Origin of the sequence: Microcoleus sp. S13C4 (genome assembly GCF_036700865.1) — a bacterium.
GTDB lineage: Bacteria > Cyanobacteriota > Cyanobacteriia > Cyanobacteriales > Microcoleaceae > Microcoleus.
Genome location: NZ_JAUBPS010000067.1, coordinates 1 through 23297, shown reverse-complemented (window position 1 = coordinate 23297; position 23297 = coordinate 1). Strand labels below are relative to the sequence as shown.

The following is a 23297-nucleotide window of genomic DNA, read 5'->3' as shown; positions in this document are numbered from 1 at the left end:
AGCAGTCAACCGTCAACAGTCAACTGTTGACTATCTCCCCGTCAGCGTATCCGCATAAGGATCAGGCAAAGCTTGCTGCACCTCCAAAAGAGACAAAGCATCCCCAGTCAATGGTTGGCTAATCAAATTTTTTTTTAGCCCATCCCCCTTGCGATCGTGCTCTTGCAACTTCAGCAATTCCTCTTGATAAACAGCAACAATTCGCCCTAAACTCAGCACCAAATCATCCCAATTATCATCTCCCACCAACTTCTCAGAAATTCCCTCAAATAACTCTCCCGCTTGCCTTTTTTGAACATAAGCTTTCAAAAGCTTTCCCGACTTTTGCAAAACGGCCTGATAAATATCCCCATCAGACCACCAGAGCCCCTGTTGACTCAGCAGCCAAGTCAAAATATACTCGCGAGCGTGTTGCTCCTTCACCCAGGCCGCGAGATACTGCAAATCTTCCATAGTTACAACAGTCTCCTCAATTTTCCTTAAAATGTCCGCTTGTTTGTATCTACCGTTACTGCGATCGACATAATACCTGCCTTATCATCACCTGCCCGCGTCATTAATACCCCTTAAATCTTAAAAAAACCCTACTGATTTACCAAACAGCAATTCTGAGAATATAAAAATAAACCTAAACCTCCTAGGTCTATTGTCCAATACTTTTAGTCCACCGGAAAGCGGTACACCCCGCCTCGCTTTCCTCTCTCGCAAATCAATCCTCAAGCGGGAACAACCAGCGGGTTATTAGCATGACAAAGCAAAATTTTGGTTTAATCGGTCTAGCCGTGATGGGCGAAAACCTAGCGCTCAACGTCGAAAGCAGAGGCTTCTCCGTGGCTGTGTACAATCGCACAGCAGCCAAAACCGACGACTTCATGGCCAAACGCGCTCCCGGCAAGAACATTGTAGCCGCCAAGACTCTGACAGAATTCGTCGATGCCCTAGAAACCCCCCGCCGAATCTTAGTCATGGTGCAAGCTGGGAAACCCGTAGATGCAGTCATCGACCAGCTCAAACCCATGCTGTCACCGGGCGACATGATTATTGACGGCGGCAACTCGCTATACGACGACACCGAACGCCGCACCAAAGATTTAGAATCGATCGGACTGGGATTTGTCGGCATGGGCATCAGCGGTGGCGAAGAAGGCGCGCTCAACGGTGCTAGCCTGATGCCCGGTGGCACCCACGCTGCTTACGGCATACTAGAGCCAATTCTTACCAAAATTGCGGCTCAAGTAGATGACGGCCCCTGCGTCACATTCATCGGCCCCGGTGGCGCCGGCCACTACGTGAAGATGGTTCACAACGGCATTGAGTACGGGGATATGCAGCTCATTGCTGAAGCCTACGATTTGCTAAAAAACGTTGGTGGATTGAACGGCCAGCAGTTGCAGGAAGTTTTTGCCGAATGGAATACCACAGACGAACTCAACTCGTTTTTGATTGAAATTACGGCTAATATTTTCAAATACATTGACCCGGAAACTAAGCAACCCTTAGTTGAGGTAATTATGGACGCAGCCGGTCAGAAAGGCACGGGCCGCTGGACTGTAATGAGTGCTTTGGAATTGGGCGTGAGCATTCCCACAATTATCGCTGCTGTGAATGCGAGAATCATGTCTTCTTACAAAGGCGAGCGCGTTAAAGCTTCCCAAGAACTGACGGGACCTAGCGGCAAGTACCAAGGTGATACTAAAGAGTTTGTGAACAAAGTCCGGGATGCGCTTTACTGCTCGAAGATTTGCTCCTACGCGCAAGGTATGGCACTTTTGAGCGCCGCCTCGAAGTCGTACAACTATGACTTGAGTTTGAGCGAAATTTCCCGAATTTGGAAGGGTGGCTGTATTATTCGGGCTGGATTTTTGGACAAGATTAAAACAGCTTTCAAGGACGATCCCACGTTGCCGAATTTGCTGTTAGCGCCGGAGTTCAAACAGAGCATTCTCGATCGCCAATCGGCTTGGCGGGACGTGTTAGCTACTGCTTGCCAACTGGGGATTGCAGTGCCAGCATTTAGCGCCTCGCTGGACTATTTCGATAGCTACCGGCGCGAAAGATTGCCGCAAAACCTCACGCAAGCTCAGCGTGATTACTTTGGGGCTCACACCTACGAACGCACCGACAAACCGCGCGGCGAATTCTTCCACTCTGAGTGGACGCAGACTGCTAAAGAGTCGCTGCAAACCGGTACTACGGATTAATTAATTTCTGTAGGGTGCGTTTCGGCGCACCTTACTAATTTCTCTGGGTTGCAAATTGTTTTGACGTTTTTTTTTGAGATAGATTTTAATATATTCGTCGTTAAATAGTGATGGCGTCGTTTGTAGTAATCTATGTAATTTGATGAAATTTTTTATTGTAAGAGCTGCTGCCGTTTTGGGTGTGATTGCGACATCGGTATTGGATACATGGAAAGAAGAAGAGGAAAAAAAGCTTTTATTAGACAGTGGTATTCTGGAAGTGGATGAAATGACGGGCCAAGAGTTTGAAAAATTTCTAGATGTCCATTTTAGAAACTTTGGTTATGGTGTTACTTTAACTCAAGATAGTCAAGATTATGGGGCGGATTTAATTTTATACAAAGATGGATCAAAAACTGTGGTTCAAGCAAAAAGAAGCAAAAATCCAGTTGGGATTAAAGCAGTTCAAGAAGTAGCAGGAGCCGTCAGACATTACAAAGGGAATAAAGCCATAGTAATCACCAACAACAGATTTACAGAAAACGCTTACAACCTTGCTGAATCTAACGAAGTAGAGTTATGGGATAGAAAAAGACTCATCGAATTCATCCTGACAGCTAAGAAGTGTAAATAATTTATCTACCCAAGTAAGTTATATATAAAAGATGCACTGCTTTCCCGGTATCTTTAATCTCACTGATCAATCATGCTGCAAATTTCTAACACTGTGTTCATAGACGATCGCGAAATCGAGATTAGTGCGATTCGCTCTCAAGGCGCGGGGGGGCAAAATGTAAATAAGGTGGCGAGTGCGATTCACTTGCGCTTTGATATCCCAGCTTCCTCATTGCCCGATCGCTACAAGGAGCGTTTGTTGCAAATCAACGACCAGCGCATCACCTCCGAAGGTGTGATTGTCATCAAAGCCCAGGAACACCGCAGCCAGGAACAAAACCGGGAGGAGGCTTTGAGACGGCTGCAAGAACTGATTAAAAGTGCGATCGTCATACCGAAAAGGCGCAAACCCAGCAAAGCAACTCGTAGTTCCCAGCGCAAGCGTCTCGACAGCAAAACCAAGCGAGGGCAGATTAAAGCTCTGAGAGCTAAAATTACGGATTGATCGATGAAAGGTCGATCGGGCTTCTGAGTTTTTAGTTATAGCCTTAGTATTTTCCGGGCTTGGGTGCATGACTCAAACCCGTTTCCCTAGACATGGACGAACCCCTGCGGGTTAGTTGTCGTTCGGCGAGGGCGATCGACTTGGTAAGTCATCGGGAATTTTAGTTACATCTAATCCTAAAAGCTCAAACATAGTTTTTAGAGAAACCTGGTACAGGTTAGCCATAGCAAGTATGTTTTCAGCATTAGGTAGAGTCTTGCCTAATTCCCAGTCAGCTTGTCTTCGCTCGGAAATTCCGATTTTTTCTTTGACTTGAGGGCGTGTTAGTCCAGCTTGTTCTCTGAGTAGTCTCAATGGAGACTTCTCCTTTTCTTGTAAATCTTCTTCTATCATAGGACGAAATATTCATGATGTAAACGTCTTCATAAAGGCTTTTATAAGACGTAAACTTCATGTTGGTAGATCGTCGGGAATTGTGGCTACGTCTAGTCCCATACATCTAGCAAGTGTTTTTAGTGGCACGCCTAGCTCGCGCGCCAGAGCAATAGCCCGATCAAAGCGAGGAATGGATTCCCCTCGTTCCCAATCGCCAATAATGCGAATTCCTACCCCCATTCGACGACTAAGTTCAGGTTGGGTCAAATTTGCACTTTCTCTAAGGTTTTTCAAGGTTATGGTTTCTTGATCTTTAGCTTCCATCAATTATAGCAGTTAATTGCTAGCAGAATAGTGCTTGACAAAATTGAAATCTGGCACTAAACTGCTAGTAGATAGGCAAAACAAAGGCAACCGGGCGAGCCTCCAAGGTCAAAATGCAGGTTTGAAGAACTCCCTTATTTGTAGCGTCTATCAATTGTGCTTATACCCAAGCGTATTTTCGGGGGTTGGGCGCATACCTCAAGCCCCTTTTTTCTCAACGCCGAGGAGGTGGTGCCATGTAAAAGGTCGATCGACCTCACAGCACAGTCCAACTCAAAATTGTATCAAAGATCCAGGCCAAAACTTCTCCTTTGCGATCGCACAACTTCCGTGCTATCGTGCCATTTCTCGAACCATTCCCGATCATGCCCACATCAATTGACAACTTCTACCTAGGCGATGTCGCCTCCAACTTTCACTTTGCAGGCCCGCTGCTAGACTTTGAAGAAGAAATCCAGAATCAATCTCCCTTTCACGATTTAGACTACCTCACAGGCGAAATTAAAAGGGGATTCCTAGACTACGTGCGTCAAGGAATCATGCTGGACGCGATCCGAAAACTGCGATTGTACAAAGACAAGTTCAAAACTTTTAAAAGTTACTGCGAACAAGCATTAGGGAGACAGTATTTTTACTGCACGCAAATTATCAAAGCTGCGAGCATTTGCCTGCGCTTGATTAAAGCAGGCTTTGAGATTTTGCCTAGCTGCGTTGCTCAAGTTGTTCCTTTGTTCAAACACGCAATCACCGACCAATATGGCGACTGTCGTTTACAGGAAAAGTGGCAAGAAGTTGTCGATGTCATACCCAAAGAAAGGATTACCGCAGTAACTATTGCCGAAACAGTTGACAACAATCCCAACCTCCGGCTCAAACAAATTCGCATTAAAACCGACACCTACGCCCTTTTAACGAAAAAAGCAGCCGCAGCCGGACTGTCAATTTCGGAATTTTTGGCAAGGTTGGTTGGCGAATACAATCCCAGAAATTTAGAGCAGCCAGCGGAACACACTCCCGAACAAGAGGAGATTTTAGACCAATTAGACGCGGAGTTTAAGAAGCCTGCAACGGCACAGACTTCAAATTCGGCTCAAGACAAAGTTAAGTCTAAAGGTTTTGGAGTGAAAGTAGAGCCGAAAGGTGGTAAAAGGGAAGAAGTTAAGGCTAAAAGTTCGGAAGGGAAAGTTAACGCTAAAAGTTCCGAACGTGAAATTAAGTTGAAAAATCAGCAAACTGAAATCCTAGCTAAGAAACGGTCAAATTCATTTGAGGATAAAAATCATGAAATCATCAGCCCAAAATCCGATCATGCGTCAACTGAAACTCATGGAGGTTCAATTGAACGAAATTCAGTGCCAACTAATTAAAGCCACTGTGTTGAATTGGTGGCAAATAGTTTTGCCCGACGGACAGAAAATTGCGATCGAGCACGCGGGTGCCGGACACTGGATTTTTCGGGCTAACGGGCTTGAGAAATCTCATCCAGAAGTGCGGCTAGCTGTATTGAGGGCGATCGCTGAAGGTTGTCGCCGATAAGCTACGGTTAAGGACACGGCACGGTGTCGTGTCCCTACTGGGTGATGGGGTTTTTCATGATTTGGGGATGTTGGGGCGATCGACATTAGTTGTGATTGCGATCGGAATTTCCCAACTGTGGGGCAAAGTTAAAATTTCCCGCGTTGTGCGCCCAGGGCTGGTGTCAACCATATATTATGGGGTTTGGGGAGCAATGCCTTAGCAGAGCCTATTCATACATCTAAGTCAAGCAGCATTAGGCTAGCCCTCAATTCGTGACATTTTCTTCCCAGACTATACTCAAAAGACATCTCCAATAATCAATTTGAAATCCTTACTCAACCATAATATCAAATCTGTTAGCATCGAAATTATTCCTATCTCTCTTTTCTTCATCTGCGTTAATCAGCGTCAATCCCTTGTCATCAGCGATCCGAGAAATTATCTTTTTTTCACCGCAGATGAGGGCAGATAAACACAGATTAACGCAGATGAATGAGATAAATTCCGCTTCCACCATCCATCGGTGATTGTTGACTGTTAACTGGATTTGACCATTCCGATGCAACCGGAATTTATCTCATTGAGTTTTTCGACTGACAGTTAACAGCCAACTGTCAACAGTCCACAGTCAACAATCCCGGAGGAGTGCAACCGGAATTAATATTACTCGATTTGATGAAGCAATTTCTCAATTGTCTCCACTAACGTTTCAGGCTCAACAGGCTTGGGAAGATGCCTTTGAAATCCGGCTGCTAGTGCTTGCTGTTTATTTGTCTCACCTGCATAGGCTGTCAGAGCGATCGCGGGAATCTGCCCTCCCTCATCTGTGGATAGTTGTCGGATTTGACGAATCAACTCATAGCCATCGATTTGTGGCATCCCAATATCAGCAATCAAAACATCTGGCTTAAATTTAGTGAGTTGTTGTAGCGCCTCTGTTGCTGAAGATACATAGATCACCGTGGCTCCCGCTTGCTCCAAGATACATTGAACTAATTCTAAATTGTCTACTTCGTCATCAACTGCCAGGATACATAATCTAGCCAAGGGTGAAGTGTGAGCATTGAGTGATAGATTGTCCTTGCCATCACTGTTTGCATCATTGCTTCTGGCTAATAAGGGAAGTGTGACAGTAAATGTTGCTCCCTGTCCTTCTCCAAAACTTTCGGCTTTGACAGTTCCACCATGTAGCTCAACGACGTGACGCACGATCGCTAATCCCAGCCCTAACCCACCAAATGTTCTCGTAATACTGCTATCGGCTTGCCGAAATGTGTCAAAGACATAGGGAATAAATTCTGGCTTAATCCCTTTCCCTGTATCCCTAACTTGAATTTGTGCACAGGAATCAATCGTTTTTAGCTCAACTTCAACTCTACCTCCAGTTGGGGTGAACTTAATGGCATTGGTGAGCAAATTCCAGACAACCTGTTGCAATCTGGTAGCATCTCCTAACACATCATTTACATTTGGTTCGAGCTGAGTTTGAATTTGAATGTTCTTCGCTTCGGCGGCTAAACTAACTGTTTCGATCGCAGCTTTAATAGTTGTTTTCAAATTAAGAGGAGTAGAGTTCAAACTCAGTTTTCCTTGCAGAATGCGAGAAATATCCAGCAAATCCTCAATCAGTTGAACTTGCAACTGGGTATTGCGCTCAATCGTTTCGAGAGCTACCGCCGTCTTGCCAGAATTCAGGGTTCCCCTTCGCAGCAGTCGAGTCCAACCCAGAATCGGATTCAACGGAGTTCGCAATTCGTGCGACAAGACAGCTAAGAACTCATCTTTAATTCGGTTAGCTGCTTCTGCTTGTGTCCGTGCTTGCGATTCAGACTCGTAGAGCCGTGCTCGGTCGATCGACTGCGCTGACTGCTGTGCCAGCGCCAAAACGAAAGCGCGATCGCTCTCACAAAGCTGGGGAACTGTGGAAAAACTGAGCGATAGCCCACCAACGGCTTGTCCTTCAATCAACAATGGCACTGAAATCCAGGCTTCTGAACCCGCCTTGGCATAAGCTTGGGCTAAATCAGGATAACGGGCAATGCGGTTTTCGATGGTTTCTACCCAAACAGGTTGCCCACTTCGCACGGCTTCTGCCAGAGGATAGGGTGCATGAATCGAAAAACTGCGCTGAAATTCTCCTACGTGCTCATAGCCGATCGCTTGAATAATCTCCAGTTCGCTTGCATCCTGGTTTAATACCGCAACCAAACCACAACTTGCTCCCAGTGCGGACATTCCCTGTTCAATAATCACCTGAGCCACTTGAGCCGAGGTTAGCGATTCAGACAAAGCTGTCATCACCGCGAGCAATCGAGCCGTCCGGTTAGCAGCGAGTTCGGCGGCTAATTTCGCTTGTTGCGTTTCATTATAGAGACGAGCGTTATCAATGGCGATCGCTGCTCGCTGAGCCAAATCTTCAGCCAAGGGAATGTCTTCCAGGCGATAGCGGCGATCGGATTCAGTAAACACAAACGTAATGCTACCCAAAACGCGCCCGCGTGCCTGTAGCGGTGCAATGATGCAGGACTTTAACCCAACTCCACGTAAGATTTCCAGGTATTCACCATTCGGCACTGTGGCAACTAACTGTTCATCTTTAATCTCAATCCCAATTTCAACCTGTCCTGTTTGCATGACTTTAGCAATGCCATACCCATCATCGAGATGTCTGGGAAAGCGTTGAGCCAACTCCCAGCCAAACTGGATTTTTTCGGGATCGGAATGAGCCACTGCAACACGACCGATAGTGCGATCGTCATTCACCAGATCCACACTACACCAATCTGCAAAATAAGGAACTGCCAGCTTTGCAACGCTTTGGAGAGTTTGTTCATACTCCAGCGAAGAGGAAAGGACAGCACTTGCTTCCGCTAAAAATGTTGATTTTTCCTGAGAAACCTCTGCTACGGCACGGGCTGCCTGTTCTTGAACAAGCTGTACTCGTTCTTCTTCGGTTTGTTTGCGCTCAGTAATGTCGCTTAAAGCAGCAATGACCTTAATAATTTTCCCTTCTTCGTCAAACAAAGGGGAAGCATTGATCGAAAGCATTGTGCGGGTTCCATCGGCATGATTAATAGCGTGTTCAATGCCATAAATCGGCTCACTTGTTTGCATCACCCGCACAAACGGCAGTTCTTCTGCGGGGAAAGAATGACCATCCAGGCTGGTAATGAACCAAGATGGATCGTTGTAGCCTCGCCCTACAATTTCGCTGCGAGTTAATCTTAAAATCCTCTCTGCGGCCTTATTTGCGGCAATAATCTGTCCCGTAGAATCTAGAATGGCGATGCCATCAGGAATAGTTTGGAAGATGCTCGATAATTGTGCTTCACGTTCGCGCAGAGCAGTTTCTGCCTGCTTGCGCTTTGTGATGTCGTGCATGACGACAACTGCACCCTGTTTTTCCCCGTTTGGAGCTATAATTGCCTGTCCATTTGTTAACAGGGTTCGCGCAGTTCCCTGCTGCGGAACAATCATCATTTCTACATCACGAACCTTCTGTCCTTGCAATGCCTGGAACAGCGGAATATCCTCTGTCTTCATGCGTGTTTTGCCATCGGGCAAATACAAGTCATAATATTGGGCCCATCGATCGGGTGGGACTGGCTGCTGAGGTAATCCATGAAAATCTTTAGCGGCTTGGTTAAATACTGTCAATATGCCATCGGCATCGCAAGCCACAATGCCAGCTTGAACGTTGTTTAGAATTGCTTTCAAAAAGTCCTGTTCTTTCTGAAGAGTAGCTTCCACCTGCTGCGACTTGGCGATTTCGGCTTTCAATTGTTGCTCGGCTGGAGATGTTTCAGTTGTGTCTTGGAAGTAAATGAGTAAGTCTTCTTTACTCTTGATGAGGCGAATTTTTAACCATTTGTTGAGCGAGGGGTAGTGTTCTTCAAACTCAATTACAGTTTGCGTGGCGCTCGATCGATGACAATACTTATATAGTTCCGAGGTAGGATCGACCGAAAATAGTGTCTCTATATTTTTGCCGATTAGGTGTTGCCGCTTTCTGTTTAAAAGCTGCTCTCCTTTAGGGTTGACATAGGTGCACTGCCACTCTGAATTAATAGAAATGAATGCCTCAGCCATGCAATCTACGATCGCCGCAAATCGTGCTTCGAGTGCTTGGCAGTCCGTACATAGCTCTTGAGGAAAATTTACAGTAAGCTCTTCTCGATCATTCAAGGAGTGTGTACGTTCTACATTCATTGCGGTTAGTCCTGCCTATTTACCTATTATGCCAGTTATTGTTAGGGAATCAAGATATAATATGCCCAAAACCTAAGTCATTCAGTGTTTAAGCACACGGGCGATCGCCACTCATGGGACAGCACCGCTAAAAATTCGTCTTGAATCCGGTTAGCGGCTTCTGCTTGGGCCAGTGCAAGGCGATCGCCTTCTCACAGTGGTTCTGTTTTTTGTTCTGCTTGCTTGCGCTTTGTTCACGGATGGAGATGGTGCCTACGAGAATCAAGCTAGAGTTTCTTTAACAGCGAACTCATGCAAACTAGGCAACTGCTCAGCAACAGCCTCGACGAAACGTGGCGACTGTACTAAATCTCTGGCCTAGACATATTCTGTCATTGCTAATTGAGAATGCCAAATCTACCAGTTTGGTTGTAGAAACAACAAAACCCGCCCCCAAAGCGGGTTTTAGCTATGGACAGAAAGGGACTCTAACAAGTGACCCCTACAATGGCATTTTAGTGCTCTAATCAACTGAGCTATGTGTCCCCGATCGCTTATCCACCGTTAAAAATTTGCTTAGCGGTCAAATTTAACTCGGGAAACACCGCTGATTCAATTCTTTCCTCTCCCCGAAACAGCTTAATTTGATACTCACCATCTACTAACTTATAAACCGATAAAGTAGGCTGTTTCGGATAACCAATATAACGGCTACCCCCTAAACCCAAATAATATACAATCCAATATTCAGGAATGCCTAATGCTTCATAATCAATCATTTTATGTGCATAATTATCGCACCAATTTGTGCTGACTACTTCAATAACTAATTTAACCGAATTTCCCTGAGTAATAACTGATTCTGTTTCCCATCGAGACTCATTGGCTTCTACGGGTTGTTTATCTAATACAATCACATCTGGATCGTAGCCCGAGTTATCTTTAAATTTAATTGTACATTCCTTGGGAATAAAGTAAGGAAATTGTAATCGCCTGATTTCTAAACCCAATTCTATCGCCTGAAAACCCGCACTCGCTGAATGTTTACCAGTTGGATTTGGCATTTCAACCATAACTCCGTTATGTAATTCATAGCGTCCGTTTTCTGGTTTTCCTTCCAGAAATTCATCAAAACTCCTTAACTTCGATATCGCTTGAGTCATGGTAAAGTCTCCAATGCTCTAATATCGTTTGATTCTGATTCTGTAGGGTGCGTCAGATTTTTAAGTTAATTATCTAACTAATAGGTTAATTGTCTAGCGAAAGACCCAACTCTCGGTAGGACTGCAAACCTAAAACCCTTGATTTATAAATGATTGAAATTCATGGACACAACTGGACTCGAACCAGTGACCCCTACGATGTCAACGTAGTGCTCTAACCAACTGAGCTATGCGTCCTCACGAATTCCTAATGTAGCAGAACAATCGATCGCCTGTCAAGCATAAATATGAGATTTTTTAAGCGGACACTCTTGACATCGCCCCTAATGGCCAATCCCCCGCCAAATCTTCACAGTTCGATCGCCCGCACCGCTAGCCAAACTCCTCCCATCAGCACTAAACGCCACCGACAAAACCTCCCCCCCGTGGCCCGTCAGAATTTCCAGCAAACCCCCCGTACCCGCATCCCACAAATAAATCGTGCCATCCCGACTCCCCGTCGCCAAAACCCGACCATCGGGACTGAACGCCACACACAAAACATCCCCAGAATTGTCCCTCATACTCTGCAACAGCGTTCCACGACCCTGTGCATCCACCCGCCACAGCTTCGCCGTACCATCCCGACTCCCCGTCGCCAAAACAGATCCCCCTCCAGCCCCGCCTTGAGAAGGGGGGGAGATAGAGGAACTCGCAGCAAAAACGATCGCCCGCACCCAATCCCCGTGCTCGGCCAGAGTACAAATTGATCGACCATTTTGCCAATCCCACAACTGCACAGTCTTGTCCCGACTCCCACTAGCCAAAAACTCCCCGCCAGCACTAAAAGCCACCGCCTCCACTCCGCCAGCGTGACCAGTCAAAGCCGACATCCGCCTTCCCTTATTCAAATTCCACAACTGCACAGTTTTGTCCCGACTGCCGCTAGCCAAAACCTGACCATCCCGACTGAAGGCCACAGCAGAAACCCTGTCAGAATGACCAGCCAAAGCGTACCACCACTTACCCTTATTCAAATCCCAAATATGAATCATTTTGTCCCGGCCGCCACTAGCCAAACTCGCGCCATCAGGACTAAACGCCACACAAGTCACCCAGTCAGAATGACCCGTAAGAGTGTACCACCGCTTACCCGTGTCCAACTTCCACATCTCAATCGTCTTGTCCTCACTGCCGCTAGCTAAAGTCGCGCCATCAGGACTGAAAGCTACCGACGTGACGGCATTAGAATGCCCTACGAGAGTATGAACACACCTCCAAGTAGGCGCGCGTGCGGGCACAACCCGCTGCATTGGTGGCACAGGTATAATTGTGCCTGCAAGCGTTGGCGGCACTGCATTCTGCACCACCGGCGTCCTCTGCGGTACGGGAATTGCCCTTGGCGCCGGAGTCGGAACCTGCGCCGCCGACTGCTGCGGCTGCAAATCTTTCAATACCTCAGCTACAGATTTGTAGCGCCGACTGAGACTTGGTTCGATCATTTTGCCGAGGATGCGACTTAATTTCGGATCAATTGGAACCTTCAAAAAGTCTCGCCAAACCCAAACATCTTGATTGATATCAAACAAATCAAAAGGAGATATTTGAGTTAGCAAATAAATGCAAGTTACTCCCAAACTATACAAATCACTGGCATAAACCGCTTGACCTCTAATTTGTTCCGGCGCGACGAATTCGGGAGAACCGATAACTGTACCGGTTTCTCTCAAACCCTCTACAACTTTTGCAGCGCCAAAATCAACTAAAACTAATTCCCCGGTTAATGTGGGGTAAGTATAAATGATCGGAGTTTGAGAAATGCGACGCCGGATAATATTGGGGGGTTTAATATCTCGATGAATTACACTGCGATCGTGCACGAACTGCAATACTGGCAATAAATCCTTCAGCAGACTGAGAATCTGACTTTCGCTGAAAGGCCCAGTCCGCGCCAACTCTTCTTGTAAATTCTGACCTTCTATAAATTCTTGTACTAAATACTGATAGCGTTCCTGCTGAAAGTGCGCCAGCAGTTCGGGAATTTGCGGGTGTTTCCCCAACTCGTCCAGCCGCACCGCTTCTCGGTTGAATAATTCTGCTGCTTTCTCGCTGCTGCTGGTACCTTGGGATAGGGGGAAAAACTGTTTAATTGCACAGCGCGGTTTTGAGGGTTTGTCTTCGTCTATTGCTAGAAAAGTGCGGCCAAAACCGCCGCGCCCGAGGGGTTTTATGGCACGGTAACGCTCTCTCAGCAACAGTTTGGAGCCACAATTCAGGCAGAATTGGGTACGATCGGCATTTTGCGGGTTTGGACAGGCGGGGTTTAGGCAGTAACTCATAACTGAACCGAGAAGGAATCCGCAGCATATGTCTATGATACTGAGGTAAAAGGGCGATCGACTCTCGCGTTACAATTATAATCCTGGACGCACGGGCGACCAGAAACCGGGTTTTTCACCAAAATATTTGCTTAAAACTTTCAATCTCGGTTCAAAAACCGGGTTTCTTTGTTCGGGTGTTTAAGTCCTAAATTAGAAATTAAAGGACTGAAGTCCTTACTACAAAATGGTTAGTAGTCATGACTTTAGTCCTCATAATTTAAGAAGTCGCCTTAACTTTCAGAGCATACTCTTTAAACCTTTCCAAGTCAGCCATAAGAGTCGATTCAACTACTCGCGCTAGAAATGAATTGTCCATCAATTTTGCCAGCCAGCCGGGAACTCCATAAGCTACTGTCAGTTTGACAATGCTGCTGTTTTTGCGATCGTAAAATCTTATCGCACCTCGATTTGGCAAACCGTCTACCGATTCCCACTGAATTATCTGATTCGGCACTACTTTGAGAATCCGAGAAAGCCAGCTAAATTCTAACCCGCCAGTTGCGAGTTTCCAGCGCGACAATTCCGGGTTGTCTTCGAGAATGCGAACTGATTCGATCCACTTCATCCAGCGCGGCATTTGCTCTAAGTCTGACCAGAGTTGCCACGCTAATTCGATGGGAACTGCTACTTCTACTTGGACGCTGTGTTCTAACCAATCAGTCATGCGATTTTAGATTTTAGATTTTAGATTTTAGATTGTGGATTTCTCGTTTGTTGTCGAGTCTAGATCCCCCTAAATCCCCCTTAATAAGGGTGACTTTGAGAAGAATCTTGTCCCCCCCTTATTAAGGGGGGTTAGGGGGGATCTAGAGGACTAATGACTAATGAGTGTAAGCTTCGAGAATTGCCTTAGCCGCTTGATGGCCTGAAAGTGTCGCTCCTTCCATACTATCAATGTAGTCTTGCTGAGTATAACTTCCTGCTAGAAAGAAATTGGCGATCGGAGTTTTTTGAGCTGGGCGGAAAACATCCATCCCCGGTGCTTCACGATACAAAGATTGAGCGAGCTTAACAACACTGTACCAAGTCATGTTTAATTCCCGCGCTGAGGGGAATAAATCCTGAACTTGCTTAAGTACGTGTTGGGCGATCGCCTCATTGCTTTGTTTAATAAACGGATCTCCCGGTGTCAGCACCAACTGCAACAGCGAACCTTTTCCTTCTTGATAATAATCCTTGGGACTTGTCAGTGCCAAATCTGCAAAACAAGAAAAATCTGCATCTGCTGAATATAGCAAATTATCGATTCCTACAGCGTGGCTCAACTGTTTGCGCTTGGCTTCGTCTTCCAGTTCCGTTACCCAACCGTCGAACCGCAATTGTACTGTAGCAACTGGCACCGCATCTAACTTATAAATGTTGTCAAATTCTGACCATTTGCGCCAAGCTGGGGGCAATATTTTCTGAATTCCAGGCACATCTAATGCAAAAACATAAGCATCGGCGGTAATAGTTTCTTCCGTTTCGCCGCTAGCTATTGCCAAACCAGTTACGTGAGTTTCTGCACCTTCTTGAAACTGAATTTCTCGAACTCGGCGCCGCGTGTGGATTTTTGCTCCTTTTTTTTCCAAATATTCCACAATTGGTTTGTGCAAATATTCGTTGGGAGAACCAGCCAGCATCCGCATGACAGAGGCTTCGGTTTTTGACGCAAAGAATTGAAAGATTGTCAACATACACCGGGCAGAAATATTTTCAGTGTCGATAAAACCCAGTGCGTAGGCGATCGGATTCCACATTCTTTTGAGCGAGTTTTGGTTGCCACCTTGACTGCGGAACCAGTCAGCAAAGCTAACTTTATCCAAATCGCGGATAGTTTTCATTGCCCCGTCAAAGTCTATCAAACCTCGGACGATGGGGCTAGTTCCCAGGGCGATCGCATTTTGAATTTTGTCTTGTACGGATAGCTGAGATGTCGTGAAAAACGCCTTCAAACCGTGCAAAGGAGCACCCACGGGAAAGCGAAAATCTAAAGACCCGGTTTCGCCGCCTCGATTAATAAAAGTGTGGACGTGTTCTTTGAGGAGCAAATCATCAAAAGCTCCCACTTTTTTCATCAGGGCAAATAAGTTATAATAGCAGCCGAAGAAGACGTGCAAACCCATTTCAACGTGATTGCCGTCGGGATCTACCCAACTGCCGACTTTGCCGCCGACAAAGGGGCGGGATTCAAAAATTTCTACTTCGTGGCCAGCATCCACTAAATCGACTGCTGTGGTCATTCCAGCCAGTCCCGCACCTGCGATCGCAACCCGCATTTTACCTATCCTTTACAGTATTTTTACAAATTGTAACAAAATTTAGAATATCAGAAATATTATTAAAGTTCGTAAATGCCGATCGACACTTGTATAGCCCTCTGAATTCTTGCTAGGACATCGGCACTAAGTTGACCGTAAGGGCCTTGTTCCAGATAAGTCTTTTGGACAATTATAATTTGCTCGCAGACAGCCAGCGAGTCAGATTCTAAGCCTCCTTCACCGTGCCGTAATCAAAACCCGAGTCGGAGTTTCGCCCCCTCTCAAATCGCTAGTAAAAGGGACAATCAGTACAGTACGGCTCAATTCATTCCGGCTATCTATGGAAACGACAGCAACAGGACGCTTTTTGGTATCTCCGATCCTTCGCAAAGCTCTAACAAGATAAACTTCGCCTTGTCGCGGATAAGCTTCTGTCATTGTATCAAAGACCTTCCTCTATTAAAATTTCTTCCATTTGTTCCTCGGCAAAGGTTGCCCATTCTTCTTCAAAATCAATATCTTCTTGGCTGCAGTTTTGATAAAATTTCCGCAACTTATTTTCTATTTGCTTAGCGTACCAGAGACGGAGAGCTTGTTCGATCGCCTCCGTCCAATTATCAGTAAGCTGGTCTATTTTATCAGCGAATTCAGCATCAAGGGCGACTAACACTTCTCGCTTTTGAGTAGAATTTGACATAATCATTCTCCTTAATAATTTAAAAACTATGGTGCGCTGGGGCGCACCTTACAAATTACTTTTACATATTCCTTCTTCCTTCTTCCTTCTTCCTTCTTCCTTCTTCCTTCTTCCTTCAAAACATCGGCATCAACTGAAGTGGCCCAATTCCCAAGTCTTTAGCAGACACCCAGCGCACCTCAAGCAAAGCGATCATATCCTTAAACTGAGGCTGACCGCGAGAAGCACCCATCAAGCCTTTAGCAATAATCAAACCGCACCAACCGTTGGTTAATTTACAGCGACGGTCCCACTTCTTGCGAGCTTCCTGATGCACTGGATCGTCTTCATTAAACTCTCCAAACAAATACAGCTCCCCATTTTTAGTTTGCAATATACCCAAGTCGTATTGCTCATCCTGAAAAGGATTTTCGCCCGGATTAAAACCAATCCCCTTCACGCCTCCAGCTTCTTTCAAATCCTGAATCATAGTTTTTGCCTTCGGATGAGAAGTTTGAATCATCACCACCGGCAAACCATCTCCGGCGGTATTAATATCAATTTCTGCACCTTGGTGAAACTGGACACTTTGGCGCAGGAACTCTACCGTTTCCCAAGGTACGGCGCCGAGACTCAAAAATGAATTTTGCGGCACCAAATCGTCCCGCAGCAGTGGCTTGTCAAATTCATCATCATCGTCATCGTCATCATCGTCATCATCGTCATCACCCAGCATCTGTAATAATTCGTGTGATACGTCGGGCATCGTCGAAACTTTAACGGATACCTGTTGAATTTCTCCGTCAGACTGCGGAACTGGAATGCGGTAGCGGCTGCTAAGACTGGGAAACGTCTCTGCTCCCAATTTCCGGCGGCCGTTGCGGAAAAAGCGATGAAATGCTTCGAGAGCAACTAACATCGTGAGGGCTTCTTCTTCGTAAAGAATCGATCGCAATCCTTCTAAAGGATGTAGGTTGCCGAAATTTGGTTCAATTTCCGATGGAGGCAAATCGGCTAAATCAATTTCTTCTTCGTCGTCCTCATCAATATCGGTAGAACTTTCAAAGGTGAGAAACAAACAGTCTTGCCCTAAAAAAGCCTGTTCTAAATCTTCAAAAGATTCATCATTATTGACGACTCGTTCTCGAAACCGCTTCAAGGATTCTAGAGAACGGTAAAGTAAAACTCCGTAATCCATTCTGCCTTGCCCCAATACGGACACGTAGAGGCTGGCGACATCCCACTGATTGATTTCAATAGATATAATTTGGTGTTCGCTCAAAGTCCGCCACGGAGAATCTTGCCAAATTTGAGCAGCTTTTTCCATTAAAACTTCAGCATACTGAGGGGGTAACTCAGGAGGTCTGTTGATTGCGACCTCTTCCATACCGCGAAATATTTCGTCAATTAAGGGCAATTCCGGCACGTAGTCAATGGAAATGCTTAAATCTTGAAGTACGCCCCGCAGATAAAATTGAATTTCTCGGTTTTTGACTACTATTTTTTGGGGCCGACCTGCGGGAGCCGGACTTTGGGGATGTTCCATTGCCCGTAGCAGGGCCCGGACGATCGCCTCTGGGCCGGCATCTGGGCCTACCATGTCCATAGCCCTCACGACTCCTTCGGAGCCATCGACCCAGAGAATGCACTCGCCACCAGCTTCTAGAACGTCATCGTCATCTAGCATCATGTGCGAGTCAGCATTAGATAAGGGTCGGCGATCGCCCTCCCACACGCTGGGAATTTGAGGTAAGTTTTGTAGCCGACGAAGAGTAGAGCGATTCAGCGCTGCCATAGAGTAAGCCCGTTGGGTGAAGCATTGTTGCGGTGCCGGTAGCCGGTCAACCGCTGCTTATCAATCATAAACCCTATAGGGGGAGAGGACATCGAGCTTGGGAACGAGGCCCCACGGGAATTAAAAATTAGAAGGTAAAAATTCTGCCTTCAGCATCTAACCGAAGGCCTTCTGGCGAATGCCTGTACAATGGAGGGATAAGATTAAACTCTTACCATTAGACAATCTCAGGAGTTCGGCAAATTATGACTCAAGCCATTTCTGAAAAGCGTGGAATTCAAATGACGGACTCTGCTGTCCGTCAAGTTTTAGCTCTGAGAGAAAAACAAGGTAAAGACCTCTGCTTGCGGGTAGGGGTGCGCCAGGGTGGCTGCTCTGGTATGTCTTACGTGATGGATTTCGCAGATCCCAGCACTGTGAAATCCGACGATGAAGTGTTCGACTACGACGGTTTTCAGGTAGTTTGCGATCGCAAGAGCATTCTTTATCTCTACGGTTTGGTTCTCGACTTCAGCGATGCTATGATCGGGGGCGGCTTTCAGTTTACTAACCCCAACGCAACTCAAACTTGCGGTTGTGGCAGTTCTTTTTCTACATAAATTGGAAAATAGGGCATTGGGGATTGGTAATTACTAATTGCTGAGAATGCCTCGGACTGCATTGCTGCGTCCCGCACCCAATGCTCTTTCCAATCTAAAATCTAAAATCCAAAATCTAAAATCGAATGACCCCTGAAGAATTGTTTAAAGACGGTTTCGATCGCTACCAAGCTGGCGAAGCCCCGGCTAATCTGATCCCCGTGTTTAAAGAAGTGTGCGAAAAAGCTCCCAAAAATGGCAATGCCTGGGCTAGCCTCGCGTGGCTCTACCTGTTGGAAAATAAACCTGCACCGGCTCAAAAGGCAGCGAAAACAGCCGTTAAATTGAACCCTCACGACCCCCAAGCTCGCATCAACCTAGCAGTAGCAATCCTCGATCTCAAAGAGAAAGGAGTGCGGCCCCATGTAGAAGTGGCTCAGCAATTACTGATGGCTTCCGAAGAGTTGCTCGACGAAGTTAAAAAAAATTTTGAAGAAGGATTAAGCAGAAAACCCGACTGGAAGAGTCTCGCCCGCGTTAAACAGTGGCTTTTGGAGCCGTAAGGGCGCAAACAAGTCGATTTGGGGGCGGGGAGCAATGAAACTGGCTTGGGAGTTTATTACGAGATCGTAATAAATCAATAAATAACTTTATGGAAAACTCAGGAAGTCAGTGCTAGTATTTGAAAACTTAGACGATTCACAAACCCGCTCAGCGGTTTTCAGATTTTACTACGATAAAACTAGGAGTTGTAAAAACATGAGTAATGACAGCCACGTTAACATCAAACCAGCAACCCGCAACCACAAAGGTTTCTTTATTCAGCCCGCTTCTTACAAATTGATGAGCATCGATAAATCCGGCTGGGCGTTGATTTGTATGGACAAAGCAGTTTGTCACTATGTAGATCCGGATGATTTGCAATTGCCGAATAAATCAGGAATGTCTGAAGGTTAATTCTGAAGTTGTGAGAGACTTTAAGATGCTTTATTTGAGTAGCTGCCCTCCATTGAGGGCAGCATCTTTTTTTGGTCAGGAAAAAGTCCGGCAACAAAGCCGTGTACGGGATTTAAGGGATAGAAGAAATTAAGGAAGAATTGCCGATTACAAATTAGCGATTACAAATTCCCTAATTGTTAGATTTGAAGGCAAAAAGCATCTCCAACTCAGCAGTTGTCGGTTGCGTAGAAGCTGTGGCTACGCTAACTCCTCGGAGAGAATTGAGCAATTCAGCGGCGGGCGGCGAAACTAAATTTGGCTGTACTGCGAGCAAATATTGGTTAGCCCAAGACATGGTTTTTTCCATATCTATATAAAAGTAACCTTGGTTAGCCCGCGGTAAAGAAGTAGCGATCGCCTGAAAACTCGGACTGCTGCTTAGCGGCTGGGGCGGCGTCGAAGTAATCACATCGACTAACGGCCCGCCGAAAGCCACAAACACAGAATTTTCATTCAGCCAACCGTGCCCGAATAAAGTGCCTTGCTGGGGTATTTTCCATTCCGTAACTTCTTTGCCTTGAACTTGTCTGGGGGCGACACTGACTGTAGCATTGCTTTTGGCGATCGCATCGAGTTTTTTCAGGGTTGCTTCGGCGGCAGGGCGATCGCTGGTTTCAAAAATCATCGCCGCCCCCATCCCCAACTGAGACAAAATGCCTTGATTGGAACCGATCGCCCCGATCGCAAATTCCCCATTCATCCAACCAAAAACCTCTCGATCCGCATCCAAATCCAACCGCTTAAAACTACTCCTCACCTGCTGAACTCCCCTGTCAACTTCCGGGCTATCTTTTGCCTCAGCGGTTACTTGCGACCAAATTTTATCGATTCCCTTGCCACCAACTAAAGCAATAGTTTCATCCGGAAATCTGGGCAACAATTTCGATGCGACTTGTGGATTTTGCTGCACGAATTTAGGGTCTAACTGAGCAATAGTTTTTACCCTCAATCCCGTACTATCCGCCCCAATTCCTGCAACCAAAGACTTGACTTGTTTGAACTGGGAAAACACTGTCCAAGGCAACTGGATATCTGCGGGCAAATTAGCTTTCAATTGCTCAATTGCAGCAGGATAGTCAGCAATATAAACAGTTGCGATGGGATTCTTGACACCAGCACTCTCTGCAAAAAACTTAGTTGTGCTCTGCTGCGTAGCGAGGGAGGGTTCTCCTTTAAAAGTATCGATCGCCAATTCCACAGGCTTTCTCAAAGGAGCCATCACTAATTGGTCGTTCAGCAAAGCCACACTGTAGCGCTTGCCGGTTGGCTCTGCAATCTCAGAAATTTTAACTCCTTTATACTCCGTTTCTTGAGTAGTTGCACCGGGCTGAGATTTTAATTTATTCGCAAAATTCCAAGCGCTAATTTTATTTTTGACGCTGACTACAACCAGCAGCTTAGGAGGCTCGGTTTTCGCCACACCATCAGGAGGCAACAAAGCGACCATCACCCCCCCCAGCCAAGGCTTTAAGTCCCTGTCAAAGTCGATTTGAGTGCCTGCCAAGCTTTGTTCTTGAAAGGTCTTCAAACCCATGCCGACCAACTTTTGAGTCCCTGGCGTGCCAAATCGCTGCAACTGATCCAACGCTTGGGGATTGGGGGAGATGAACGCGGCCATCATTGCTTCGTCGGGTACAACTTTGGCGCTGTCTTGAGGGTTGGATATTTTTTGGCTCAAACCCTGGAAGTAAAAGTAGACCGCAGCGCTACCTGCTGCGACGATGGAGGCAGCAATTAGAAGCTTTGATTTTTTTGCAGGCATGGTTTGTTTTCCTCGCGTCCCCTATCAGTTTAATCAAAATACAGAAAGCTTGTGGGGAGGCGATCGAGGCTGCTGTTTATTTTTGTATAATTCACAACAAGTTTGGACGATCGTCTAAACTACTAAAAATGTGCATTATTGGTAAAAGATGAAAGTAGCGATCGCGGGAGCAACGGGATTTGTAGGTAGCCGGCTGGTGGAGAAGCTGCAAGCTGCGGGACATCAAGTGGTAGTTTTGAGCAGGGATGCAGCGAAGGCTAGCCGAGTTTTTCCGGCTTCAGCTTATCCGAATTTGGAAGTTGTCGCCTACACTCCTGCGGAGTCTGGTGATTGGCAAAAGTCGATCGCGGGCTGCGACGCTGTTGTCAATTTAGCCGGGGTTCCGATTGCGGAGGAAAGGTGGACGGAGGCGCGCCAGCAAGCTATTCTCGACAGTCGCAAACTGACGACGGCAAAATTGGTGGAGGCGATCGTCAATGCTAATCCTAGACCATCGGTGTTTGTTAGCGCATCGGCGATCGGCTATTACGGAACCAGCGAAACCGCTGAGTTTGACGAAACGAGCCTCGCGGGAAACGATTTTTTAGCAGCAGTTTGCAAAGACTGGGAAGCAGCCGCCCAACCTGCAAAAAATGCGGGAACGCGGCTAGCAATTTTGCGACTGGGGATAGTTTTGGGAATGGGAGGCGCGTTGGCAAAAATGCTGCCGGCTTTTAAATTATTTGCAGGCGGGCCGATTGGGACAGGAAAACAGTGGTTTTCTTGGGTTCATCGCGAGGATGTGGTTGATTTAATTTTGTACGCTTTGCAAAATTCGCAAGTTGAAGGCCTTTTGAATGCGACAGCACCGAATCCGGTGCGGATGAATGAATTGTGCCAAACTTTAGGGGAAGTCTTAAGTCGGCCTTCTTGGTTGCCGGTGCCAAGTTTTGCTTTAGAAATGCTGTTGGGAGACGGGGCAAAAGTTGTTTTGGAAGGGCAGAAAGTGTTGCCTAAACAAACTTTAGCTAGCGGTTTTCAATATCAATATCCGACGCTGAAATTAGCACTCGAAGAGATTTTATCGGGAAGTTAGGAACCTACGGAATAGAACCCGCCGAATAGAATTCGGGGCTAAACAAACAAAGTCTGCCTGCGCGCACTCAAACAAAATTCCTCGTTACCAGGCTCTGCCTGGTAACGCATATCCAGAGGCTCGGCCTCGCTTTCCCCGAAAGCAGATGAACCATCAAGAAATAGCAACCGGGTTGACAATTCCCGCCGAACTCCCATTCCTTCAAGCTATCTGCTGGCAAATTGCTGATGTAAAAAAATTGAGCTTCAAGGAAATGCTATGCCGCTACGAATCTGGCTGGCATTATTGGGGAGTTTTGGGAACACCTAGCTTTGAGGAACTGGCTTTTATTCAACAAATCAGCCAACACTATCAGTCTTGGTTAATAGCAGAACTGAGAACCGGTTTTCCGCCAAAACATTCAGAAAATTGGGTAAGTTCTCAAGCAATGTTTAAACGCGAAATTCATCAAAAGATATTAACTGTACTCAGCCACTTGAATGTCGAATTTCTACAGGAATGTCGGGCGTATTTTGGGGGCGGAACGTTGGTAAGTATGGAACACGGAGAATATCGGTTGAGCCAGGATATTGACTTTATGTGTCCGATGGATAATGGCTACCGTCTCCTGCGCCGCAAAGTTGCCGAAGGAGGCTATGATGCGATTTTTGCTAGTCGCGATTCCCTTGGGGATAGCTTCGCTTCACGCATTGTTCTCCCGAACGATATTCAAGCCAACCAGTATGGGATAAGATTTCCAGTTATTGTGGGCGGCACTACTATTAAATTTGAGATGGTTTGTGAAGGGCGAATTGAGTTTGGCGAACCCAATTATCCAAATTGGTCGCCTGTTCCTTGTTTGAATCAAATTGATAGTAAGCTGTTGTGCCTTTAAATAGGGTATAATAAAAAATGAGTTTAGTCAATATCTACAAAAATGCCAGCTAAAAACCATCTCAATCCCC

The 23297-nt window shown here is 46.2% G+C and carries 22 protein-coding genes and 1 tRNA gene; 10 read left to right on the top strand and 13 right to left on the bottom strand.

The genetic code is table 11. The features are described from left to right. Positions 1-30: 30 nt before the first annotated feature. On the bottom strand, positions 31-453 hold the full coding sequence (locus tag QT996_RS22875) for a hypothetical protein (protein WP_333049214.1): 423 nt from the start codon (positions 451-453) through the stop codon (positions 31-33). 293 nt (positions 454-746) lie between these two features. On the opposite strand from QT996_RS22875, the gene gnd reads away from it, so the two are divergent. From gnd to arfB, 3 genes are all read left to right on the top strand, one after another. Further along, a complete protein-coding gene (gnd, locus tag QT996_RS22870) occupies positions 747-2201 on the top strand; it encodes a decarboxylating NADP(+)-dependent phosphogluconate dehydrogenase (RefSeq protein ID WP_333049211.1) in 1455 nt (484 codons plus the stop codon). Between the two features lie 142 nt (positions 2202-2343). After that, positions 2344-2814 carry a restriction endonuclease gene (locus tag QT996_RS22865; RefSeq protein WP_333049208.1) on the top strand — a complete coding sequence of 157 codons (471 nt, stop codon included), beginning with the start codon at positions 2344-2346 and terminating at the stop codon, positions 2812-2814. A 72-nt stretch (positions 2815-2886) separates the two neighbouring features. Beyond that, complete coding sequence (arfB, locus tag QT996_RS22860; RefSeq protein WP_333049207.1) at positions 2887-3300, top strand: alternative ribosome rescue aminoacyl-tRNA hydrolase ArfB; 414 nt, start codon at positions 2887-2889, stop codon at positions 3298-3300. A 111-nt stretch (positions 3301-3411) separates the two neighbouring features. Here the strand turns inward: arfB and QT996_RS22855 are convergent, their stop codons facing one another. Together QT996_RS22855 and QT996_RS22850 are read right to left on the bottom strand one after the other, a co-directional pair. Then, a complete protein-coding gene (locus QT996_RS22855) occupies positions 3412-3693 on the bottom strand; it encodes a helix-turn-helix transcriptional regulator (protein ID WP_333049204.1) in 282 nt (93 codons plus the stop codon). 57 nt (positions 3694-3750) lie between these two features. Then, positions 3751-3999 (bottom strand): helix-turn-helix transcriptional regulator, encoded by a 249-nt coding sequence (locus QT996_RS22850; protein WP_333049201.1) that lies wholly within the window; start codon positions 3997-3999, stop codon positions 3751-3753. A gap of 365 nt (positions 4000-4364) precedes the next feature. On the opposite strand from QT996_RS22850, the gene QT996_RS22845 reads away from it, so the two are divergent. Both QT996_RS22845 and QT996_RS22840 read left to right on the top strand, forming a co-directional pair. Beyond that, the gene (locus QT996_RS22845) at positions 4365-5366 is read left to right on the top strand and encodes a hypothetical protein (RefSeq protein WP_333049198.1); all 1002 of its coding nucleotides are present in this window, start codon (positions 4365-4367) and stop codon (positions 5364-5366) included. Next, on the top strand, positions 5338-5535 hold the full coding sequence (locus QT996_RS22840; protein WP_333049195.1) for a hypothetical protein: 198 nt from the start codon (positions 5338-5340) through the stop codon (positions 5533-5535). Before QT996_RS22845 ends, QT996_RS22840 begins: the two co-directional genes overlap by 29 nt. Positions 5536-6180: 645 nt before the next feature. Here QT996_RS22840 and QT996_RS22835 read toward each other — a convergent pair. The 9 genes from QT996_RS22835 to QT996_RS22795 form a co-directional block, all read right to left on the bottom strand. Then, positions 6181-9726 (bottom strand): PAS domain S-box protein, encoded by a 3546-nt coding sequence (locus QT996_RS22835; protein WP_333049192.1) that lies wholly within the window; start codon positions 9724-9726, stop codon positions 6181-6183. Positions 9727-10259: 533 nt separating this feature from the next. Then, a complete protein-coding gene (locus QT996_RS22830; RefSeq protein ID WP_333049190.1) occupies positions 10260-10868 on the bottom strand; it encodes a Uma2 family endonuclease in 609 nt (202 codons plus the stop codon). Between the two features lie 163 nt (positions 10869-11031). Continuing rightward, positions 11032-11105: transfer RNA gene (locus QT996_RS22825), tRNA-Val, on the bottom strand. 86 nt (positions 11106-11191) lie between these two features. Further along, the gene (locus QT996_RS22820) at positions 11192-13186 is read right to left on the bottom strand and encodes a serine/threonine-protein kinase (protein ID WP_333049189.1); all 1995 of its coding nucleotides are present in this window, start codon (positions 13184-13186) and stop codon (positions 11192-11194) included. Between the two features lie 259 nt (positions 13187-13445). After that, entirely contained in the window at positions 13446-13892 is a 447-nt protein-coding gene (locus QT996_RS22815) for an SRPBCC family protein (protein ID WP_333049188.1), read from the bottom strand. Between the two features lie 157 nt (positions 13893-14049). After that, positions 14050-15486 (bottom strand): 9,9'-di-cis-zeta-carotene desaturase, encoded by a 1437-nt coding sequence (zds, locus tag QT996_RS22810; RefSeq protein ID WP_333049186.1) that lies wholly within the window; start codon positions 15484-15486, stop codon positions 14050-14052. A 219-nt stretch (positions 15487-15705) separates the two neighbouring features. After that, positions 15706-15906 (bottom strand): type II toxin-antitoxin system PemK/MazF family toxin, encoded by a 201-nt coding sequence (locus QT996_RS22805; protein WP_333049183.1) that lies wholly within the window; start codon positions 15904-15906, stop codon positions 15706-15708. Positions 15907-15910: 4 nt separating this feature from the next. Next, positions 15911-16165, bottom strand: coding sequence for a hypothetical protein (locus tag QT996_RS22800; RefSeq protein ID WP_333049180.1), 255 nt, complete (start codon positions 16163-16165; stop codon positions 15911-15913). Between the two features lie 115 nt (positions 16166-16280). Further along, the gene (locus QT996_RS22795) at positions 16281-17939 is read right to left on the bottom strand and encodes a DUF6930 domain-containing protein (protein ID WP_333049178.1); all 1659 of its coding nucleotides are present in this window, start codon (positions 17937-17939) and stop codon (positions 16281-16283) included. A gap of 245 nt (positions 17940-18184) precedes the next feature. On the opposite strand from QT996_RS22795, the gene QT996_RS22790 reads away from it, so the two are divergent. The 3 genes from QT996_RS22790 to QT996_RS22780 all read left to right on the top strand — a co-directional run bounded on the left by QT996_RS22790 (position 18185) and on the right by QT996_RS22780 (position 19474). Further along, positions 18185-18538, top strand: a complete 354-nt coding sequence (locus tag QT996_RS22790; protein WP_006632680.1) for a HesB/IscA family protein — start codon at positions 18185-18187, stop codon at positions 18536-18538. A gap of 125 nt (positions 18539-18663) precedes the next feature. Beyond that, entirely contained in the window at positions 18664-19080 is a 417-nt protein-coding gene (locus QT996_RS22785) for a tetratricopeptide repeat protein (RefSeq protein ID WP_190743632.1), read from the top strand. Between the two features lie 196 nt (positions 19081-19276). Then, entirely contained in the window at positions 19277-19474 is a 198-nt protein-coding gene (locus QT996_RS22780) for a hypothetical protein (RefSeq protein WP_172187588.1), read from the top strand. A 172-nt stretch (positions 19475-19646) separates the two neighbouring features. On the opposite strand, the gene QT996_RS22775 is transcribed toward QT996_RS22780, so the two are convergent. After that, positions 19647-21278: a DUF3352 domain-containing protein gene (locus tag QT996_RS22775; RefSeq protein WP_333049174.1), complete on the bottom strand. Its 1632-nt coding sequence runs from the start codon at positions 21276-21278 to the stop codon at positions 19647-19649. Between the two features lie 148 nt (positions 21279-21426). On the opposite strand from QT996_RS22775, the gene thyD reads away from it, so the two are divergent. Beyond that, the gene (thyD, locus tag QT996_RS22770) at positions 21427-22353 is read left to right on the top strand and encodes a thylakoid membrane protein ThyD (protein WP_333049172.1); all 927 of its coding nucleotides are present in this window, start codon (positions 21427-21429) and stop codon (positions 22351-22353) included. 145 nt (positions 22354-22498) lie between these two features. Beyond that, positions 22499-23227 (top strand): nucleotidyl transferase AbiEii/AbiGii toxin family protein, encoded by a 729-nt coding sequence (locus tag QT996_RS22765; protein WP_333049170.1) that lies wholly within the window; start codon positions 22499-22501, stop codon positions 23225-23227. Positions 23228-23297: the final 70 nt, after the last annotated feature.